This window comes from Microbacterium terricola (genome assembly GCF_027943945.1).
Lineage (GTDB): Bacteria > Actinomycetota > Actinomycetes > Actinomycetales > Microbacteriaceae > Microbacterium > Microbacterium terricola.
In genome coordinates, this window is the sequence record NZ_AP027141.1 from 3,244,993 (window position 1) to 3,251,508 (window position 6,516).

Genomic DNA, 6,516 nt, shown 5'->3' on the forward strand with positions numbered 1-6,516 from the left:
AGGGTACGCCGCTCTACAGGTCGCCGTAGCCCGACTGTCCGAGTTCCTCGAGGATGCGGTTCAGATCCTGGATGCTGGCGAAATCAATGTTGATCTGGCCTTTTCGTGCGCTCAGGCTGATCTTGACCCGCGTGTTGAGGCGGTCGCCGAGTCGTCCGGCGAGGTCGTCGAGGTGGGCGCGACGAGCACCGGCCTGGGGCTTGCTGGCCTTGGTGCTGCGCGCATCCGGGAGCTTGGATGCGGCCTCGGCGGCGCGTACGGAGAGGTCCTCGTTGACGATCTTGTCGGCGAGGCGCTGCATGGCCTCCGGGGTGTCGAGCGAGAGGATAGCCCGCGCATGGCCGGCGGAGATGACGCCCGCGGCGACCCGCTGCTGCACCGGCATGGGCAGCTTCAGCAGGCGGATGGTGTTGCTGATCTGAGGACGCGAGCGTCCGATCCGGGTGGCGAGCTCTTCCTGCGTGATGCCGAAGTCCTCGAGCAGCTGCTGGTAGGCGGAGGCTTCTTCCAGGGGGTTCAGCTCGGAGCGGTGCAGGTTCTCCAGCAGCGCGTCGCGCAGGAGGTGCTCGTCGGAGGTGTCGCGCACGACGGCGGGGATCGAGGTGAGGCCGGCTTCGCGCGAGGCGCGGGTGCGGCGCTCGCCCATGATCAGCTCGTAGGTGCCCTCACCGGTGTCGCGAACGACAACGGGCTGGAGAACGCCGAACTCGCGCACGCTGTGGACCAGCTCGGCGAGGTCTTCCTCGTCGAAGTGCGTGCGGGGCTGACGGGGGTTCGGGACGATGCTGTGCGGGTCGATGTGGACCAGGCGTGCACCGGGCACGGCGACGAGGTCTTCGGCCGGCTCCGCGGTGGTCTCGGTGTCGTCTGGGCGATCGACGACGGCGGTCGCCGTGGGGGCGCCGGGGAAGAACACGTCGACGGGACGCGCCTCGGTCGCCTCGCTCGTGGGGATGAGAGCCCCGATCCCCCGGCCCAGTCCGCTTCGCTTGGCCATTACGAGCCCCCTTCGTTCGCTGCTGCACCGCTGGTTGCGGCCTCACGCTGGATGATCTCGACCGCGGCCTCGCGATAGGCGATGGCGCCGGCCGACTGCCCGTCGTACGCGATCACGGTCTGGCCGAAGCTCGGCGCCTCCGACACCCGCACGGAGCGCGGAATCACGGTCTTCAGCACCTCGTTCGGGAAGTGCTCGCGCACCTCTTCCGCCACCTGCTGCGCGAGGCGGGTGCGGCCGTCGTACATCGTCAGGATGATCGTGGACAGATGCAGAGCGGGATTCAGGTGCTTCTGGATCATGCGCACCGTGCCGAGCAGCTGGCTCAGGCCTTCGAGTGCGTAGTACTCGCACTGGATCGGGATGAGCAGCTCGTGAGCGGCCGTGAACGCGTTGATCGTCAGCAGCCCCAGCGACGGCGGGCAGTCGATGATGACGAAATCGATGCGCTCCGTCGTGTTCGCGAGGTACTCGTCGAGCGCGGTCTTGAGCCGGTGCTCACGCGCCACCTGCGAGACGAGTTCGATCTCGGCGCCGGCCAGGTGGATGGTGCTCGGCGCGCAGAGCAGGTTCGGCGACTCGGGGCTCACCTGGATGATGTCCGCGATGGGGAAGTCGTCGATGAGCATGTCGTAGACACTCGGGATGTCGGCCGTGTGAGGCACACCCAGGGCCGTGGACGCGTTTCCCTGCGGATCGAGGTCGATCACCAGGACCTTGGCGCCTACCTGCGCGAGCGAGGAGGCGATGTTGACGGCGGTGGTCGTCTTGCCGACTCCGCCCTTCTGGTTGGAGATCGTGATGACGCGGGTGCGGCCGGGAAGGGTGATCTCGGCGGCTTCGAGCGCGCGGCGCCGGGCGGACAGATCCGCGATCTCACGCGCCAGCGGGGTGTCGCCAAGCGAGAAGGGGGATGCGGACGGCTCGACGTTGTCGGCCTGTTTCACGTGAAACACTCTCCCTCGCGCATACCCCAAACCATCACAGTCCACTCTATCCCGCCCCCGCCGTTCACCCCGCCCCGCCCCGCTGTCGAGTAGGCGGCTCCGCCTCATCCGCAGGTCGAGTAAGCGGCGAAGCCTCATCCGCAGGTCGAGTAGGCGACTCAGCCTCATCCGCAGGTCGAGTAGGCGACTCAGCCTCATCCGCAGGTCGAGTAGGCGGCGAAGCCGCCGTATCGAGACCAGTGCCAGTGTTTCGATACGCGCCACTCCGTGCCGCGACTCAACCCGCGGAAACACTGTCAACCTCCGCAGGTCGAGTAGGCGGCTCCGCCGCCGTATCGAGACCAGCTCCGATGGTTTCGATACGCGCCACTCCGTGCCGCGACTCAACCAACGCGGCACCCGTCAACCTCCGCAGGTCGAGTAGGCGGCTCCGCCGCCGTATCGAGACCATCGCCTGCTCGCGTTGCCGACAATGTGTGTTTCACGTGAAACATCCGGGCGTCCAGCACTCAAGGCCCGCTGGTCGAGTAGGCGGCGAAGCCGCCGTATCGAGACCAACACTCATCCACCCTCACCCTGACTCACTCCGCCGCAATCGCTTCGGCTTCTTGCTCAACGCCGGCAGGACCTCCCAATGGCCGGTGATCAGTGCGATGCGTTTTGCCCGACCCCAACCCTGGACCTGCTTCTCCCGTCGGTACGCCTCATCGATCCGGTCGAACTCCTCGAAGTACGCGAGCCGCACAGGCAGCCGGTGTCGGGTGTACTCGGCACCTTCGCCCAGCTCGTGCTGCAGGAGCCGTTGCTCCAAGTTCCAAGCACTGCCGACGTAGAAGGAGTGGTCACTGCACTCAAGGATGTACATGAAAGGCATACGCTCACCCTCGCCTCGTCGGTGTGCCTCTGCGCAGTGGAGGGGCAGGTGGGGGAGAACAAGCCGCGTGATCGTGGCTGGGGAGAAGCGGAGGGTTGTTTCACGTGAAACAACGCCGGGTGTGGTTTCGATACGCTTCGCTACTCAACCAGCGCGACACGTACCGCTGGTCGAGTAGGCGGCGAAGCCGACGTATCGAGACCACCGCCGTTTCACGTGAAACATCGACGCGCATTGGTTTCGATACGCTCCGCTACTCAACCAGCGGGACCGAGCTACTCAACCAGCGGTGGCGAGACTGAGTCACTCAACCCGCGGAACCGAGCAGCTCAACCAGCCGCAGCGGCACCGCTGCTGCGACTGTCAGCGGACGGTGGCGCGGACCACCCGGGTGGGCTCGTCCAGCAGGTCGGCCCCGAGCACCTCGATGTGCGCGCCGGTGATCCGGAACTTGCGCAGCTGCTTCTCAGCAGCCTCGATCTCGTTGGCCGCACTGGCACCCTTGAGGAGGATCAGCTCGCCGCCATCGCGCACGAGAGGCGCGGTGATCGGCACCAGCGTGCGCAGCGCACTCACGGCACGGGCGGTCACAGCATCAAGCACCGGTCCGCGTCGCCAGTCCTCGGCGCGTGAGCGCAGCACCTCGACGTTGTCGAGTGCGAGTTCGGCGACCTGCTCCGAAAGCCAGGCGACCCGACGCTCCATGGGCTCGATGAGGATCCACTGCACGTCCGGACGGGCGATCGCGAGCACCAGCCCTGGCAGACCGGCACCAGATCCGATGTCACCGACCACGCCATGGAACAGGGGAGCGGCCACCGCGCTGTTGAGCACGTGTCGCGACCAGATGCGCGGGGGCTCCAGTGGCCCGATCAGGCCGCGCTCCTCGCCGTGCTCGACGAGATTGCTCGTGAACCGCCGCGCCACATCGATGCGGTCGCCGAAGATCTGCGCCGCTGCGGCGGGTTCGCTCTCGATCTCAGTCATCGATGTTTCACGTGAAACTAAGCGCGGCGGATGACGGTGTGGCGGTCGGCACCCTCACCGTACGACTCGGAGACGAAGCCCCGGTCGGCGACGATATCGTGCACCAGCTTGCGCTCGTAACTCGACATCGCCGGCAGTGAAGCCTGCGAAGCGCCGTCCTCGAGGCGCTCGATCGCACGATCCACGAGCGCACCGAGCTCGCGCTCCCTGGTGTCCCGCGATCCGCCGACATCGAGGATCAGGCGCGAGAAGCGCCCGGTCTCCGTCTGCACGGCGATGCGCACGAGCTCCTGCAGTGCCTGCACCGTGTCGGGAGCGGAGAGCAGGGCGACGGATGCCGCGTCCTCGGCCTCGACGGAGACGTACGCGCGGCCGGCGCGCACGTCCATGGCGAGGTCACCGTCGATGTCGGCAATGTCCAGGAGGCCCTCGATGAAGTCGGCGGCGACGTCGCCTTCCTGCTCGAGCTGCTCGACGGTGGCCTCGGCGCGCTCGGGGCGCACGTCGGAGGTTGCGGAGTCGGGGGTCATCTCATCTTCCGTTCAGGACTTCGACGGGGCGTCGGGGGACTTCGGAGCACCGGTGTCGCCACCGGGCTTCTTCTGGGACTGCTTCTTCGCACGCTGCTTGCCCATCGGCTGCTCGCGCTTGGGTGCAGCGGCCTTGGCCGCCTCCGCTGCCTCAAACAGACGCTGCTGCTCCGCCTCGTACTTCTCGATCGGGACGACCTTGCCGGAGGAGTCCAGCGCCTTGCCCTTGCGAGCCAGGCGCTCCTCCCGCTGCTTGGCCGCATCCGAGCCGGGCGTGGGCATTTCGCGGATGACGATGAACTGCTGCGCCATGGTCCACAGGTTGCTCGTGAACCAGTAGATGACGACACCGAGGGGGAAGAAGACGCCCGAGAAGACGAAGGCGAAGGGCAGGACGTAGAGCATGATCTTCTGCATCTGGTACGCCTGGCCGGTCTTGGCCTCGGGGGAGAGGTTCTTCGAGATGATCTGCAGCTGCGTGAAGAACTGCGAGGCGATCATCAGCACGACGAGGATCACGAGGATCACGACCGTGGCGGTCATGCCCTGGTTGATGGCGTCGACCATGTTGGTGTGCAGCGGCGCCACGCCGAAGAGCTTTGCGTCGTAGAACTGCTTGGTCAGTTCGGCGTTGAGCGCGCCGACGCCACCGACACCCGCCTTCGCGTGCTTGCTGACATCGCTGAGCGTGTAGAACAGCGCGAGGAAGACCGGCATCTGCACGAGCAGGGGCAGGCAGCTGGACACCGGGGTGGTGCCGTGCTTCTTGTACAGCGCCATGGTCTCGCGGCTCATCGCCTCGCGCGAGAGCTGATCCTTCTTGCCGCGGTACTTGTCCTGGATTTTCCGCAGTTCAGGGGCGATTTCCATCATCTTGCGCTGGCTCTTGATCTGCCGGACGAAGAGAGGAATGAGCGCCGCGCGAACCACGACCACGAGGCCGACGATCGACAGCACCCACGTGATGCCTTCGGCCGGGCCCATGCCCATTGCGGTGAGCAGCCAGTGCCACGAGACGAGGATGAGCTCGACCAGCCACTTCAGCGGCCACAGGATCGTGCTGAAGAGGTCGAAACCTCCCCCGGACGTTACGGCCGATGGGGTGGGGGTACTGGCGAGGATGTGGTCGAAGCCCACAGGTCAGTCCTTTCGGGAAGGCACGACGAAACCGTGCGAGGTCAGGTCATGCCGGAAGTGCGGGTGCGGGGGGACATCGTCCACGCCGCCCACCGCCCAGGGGTGACAACGGGCGAGACGGGCGGCTGAGAGTGCGGCGCCTTTGAGCGCGCCATGCTGCTGCACCGCGCCGACGGCGTAGGCGGAGCAGGAGGGGAAGTATTTGCAGACATCCCCGTACGTGTGCGAGATCGTGGCGCGATATCCGTGCAGCAGGGCGAGCACCGCGTTCCGCGGGAGCACGGTGACGCCACGGACGAGATCGGATGCTGCGAACTCGGCGTCACCGAGGGCAGTCGAGGGGAGGACGCTCATGCGGCCCTCCGAGCCAGGCATTGCTGCACCTCTTCGCGCAGCACCGCGAAGTCCAGGGTCGCCGCGCTGGGTAGGGCTCGGATCACCACATCAGATCCTTCGCGCACAGACGGCAGTGATTCCGCGCAGATCGCCTTGAGGCGACGACGGACGGTGTTGCGTACGACGGCGGTGCCGACTTGGCGGCTCACGATGAAGCCGAAGCGTGCAGCACGCTGCTCACCGGATGCCACCACGTACGTGACGGTATGGGGCGCGGCGCAGCGACGACCCCGACGGACGACGGCCTTGTACTCCGATCCGCGGGTGAGTCGGTGCGGCCGCGCGAGCACCGCTCGGGTCAGGCCGAGAGCTCGGTGCGGCCCTTGGCGCGACGAGCCGCGAGGATGCCACGGCCGGCACGCGTGCGCATGCGGGCGCGGAAGCCGTGCTTCTTGGCGCGGCGGCGGTTGTTCGGCTGGAAAGTGCGCTTGCTCATGAGGGATCTCTTCCGGATCTGGTGTCACCGGGACGCTCGAGACCGGAGACGACGTGTTCAGGGACTGCCCGAAAAAGGCAAAGTCAACCGATTAAGGCTACGTCGAGTCGGCGAAGAACTCAAACCGAGCACCCGCGACGTGACATTATCCCCAACCCCCGGTGAGACCCTGGCAGTGACACGCGGCCCGGAACTACAGTGGAGTTTGCTCC

At 66.5% G+C, this 6,516-nt stretch carries 9 protein-coding genes; all 9 read right to left on the minus strand.

What is annotated here, in order from left to right:
* Positions 1-13 precede the first annotated feature (13 nt).
* The 9 genes from Microterr_RS15440 to rpmH all read right to left on the minus strand — a co-directional run bounded on the left by Microterr_RS15440 (position 14) and on the right by rpmH (position 6,304).
* A complete protein-coding gene (locus tag Microterr_RS15440) occupies positions 14-997 on the minus strand; it encodes a ParB/RepB/Spo0J family partition protein (protein ID WP_263796914.1) in 984 nt (327 codons plus the stop codon).
* The gene (locus tag Microterr_RS15445) at positions 997-1,944 is read right to left on the minus strand and encodes a ParA family protein (protein ID WP_281974216.1); all 948 of its coding nucleotides are present in this window, start codon (positions 1,942-1,944) and stop codon (positions 997-999) included. Before Microterr_RS15445 ends, Microterr_RS15440 begins: the two co-directional genes overlap by 1 nt.
* 571 nt (positions 1,945-2,515) lie before the next feature.
* Complete coding sequence (locus tag Microterr_RS15450) at positions 2,516-2,818, minus strand: GIY-YIG nuclease family protein (RefSeq protein WP_263796913.1); 303 nt, start codon at positions 2,816-2,818, stop codon at positions 2,516-2,518.
* 363 nt (positions 2,819-3,181) lie between these two features.
* Complete coding sequence (rsmG, locus tag Microterr_RS15455) at positions 3,182-3,805, minus strand: 16S rRNA (guanine(527)-N(7))-methyltransferase RsmG (RefSeq protein ID WP_263796912.1); 624 nt, start codon at positions 3,803-3,805, stop codon at positions 3,182-3,184.
* Between the two features lie 17 nt (positions 3,806-3,822).
* Positions 3,823-4,335, minus strand: coding sequence for a Jag family protein (locus Microterr_RS15460; RefSeq protein ID WP_263796911.1), 513 nt, complete (start codon positions 4,333-4,335; stop codon positions 3,823-3,825).
* 12 nt (positions 4,336-4,347) lie between these two features.
* Entirely contained in the window at positions 4,348-5,457 is a 1,110-nt protein-coding gene (gene yidC, locus Microterr_RS15465; RefSeq protein WP_404810210.1) for a membrane protein insertase YidC, read from the minus strand.
* Positions 5,458-5,475: 18 nt separating this feature from the next.
* Positions 5,476-5,826: a membrane protein insertion efficiency factor YidD gene (gene yidD / locus Microterr_RS15470; RefSeq protein WP_263796908.1), complete on the minus strand. Its 351-nt coding sequence runs from the start codon at positions 5,824-5,826 to the stop codon at positions 5,476-5,478.
* Complete coding sequence (rnpA, locus tag Microterr_RS15475; protein ID WP_263796907.1) at positions 5,823-6,158, minus strand: ribonuclease P protein component; 336 nt, start codon at positions 6,156-6,158, stop codon at positions 5,823-5,825. The genes yidD and rnpA overlap by 4 nt, the downstream gene beginning before the upstream one ends.
* An 8-nt stretch (positions 6,159-6,166) precedes the next feature.
* Positions 6,167-6,304, minus strand: a complete 138-nt coding sequence (rpmH, locus tag Microterr_RS15480) for a 50S ribosomal protein L34 (RefSeq protein WP_013584598.1) — start codon at positions 6,302-6,304, stop codon at positions 6,167-6,169.
* Between the last annotated feature and the right edge of the window lie 212 nt (positions 6,305-6,516).

What these genes read in the sequence shown, in the direction of transcription:
- Microterr_RS15440 (WP_263796914.1), bottom strand. Translation starts at nt 997, where the DNA reads ATGGCCAAGCGAAGCGGACTGGGCCGGGGGATCGGGGCTCTCATCCCC.
- rsmG (WP_263796912.1), bottom strand. Translation starts at nt 3,805, where the DNA reads ATGACTGAGATCGAGAGCGAACCCGCCGCAGCGGCGCAGATCTTCGGC.
- Microterr_RS15460 (WP_263796911.1), bottom strand. Translation starts at nt 4,335, where the DNA reads ATGACCCCCGACTCCGCAACCTCCGACGTGCGCCCCGAGCGCGCCGAG.
- yidD (WP_263796908.1), bottom strand. Translation starts at nt 5,826, where the DNA reads ATGAGCGTCCTCCCCTCGACTGCCCTCGGTGACGCCGAGTTCGCAGCA.
- Microterr_RS15450 (WP_263796913.1), bottom strand. Translation starts at nt 2,818, where the DNA reads ATGCCTTTCATGTACATCCTTGAGTGCAGTGACCACTCCTTCTACGTC.
- rpmH (WP_013584598.1), bottom strand. Translation starts at nt 6,304, where the DNA reads ATGAGCAAGCGCACTTTCCAGCCGAACAACCGCCGCCGCGCCAAGAAG.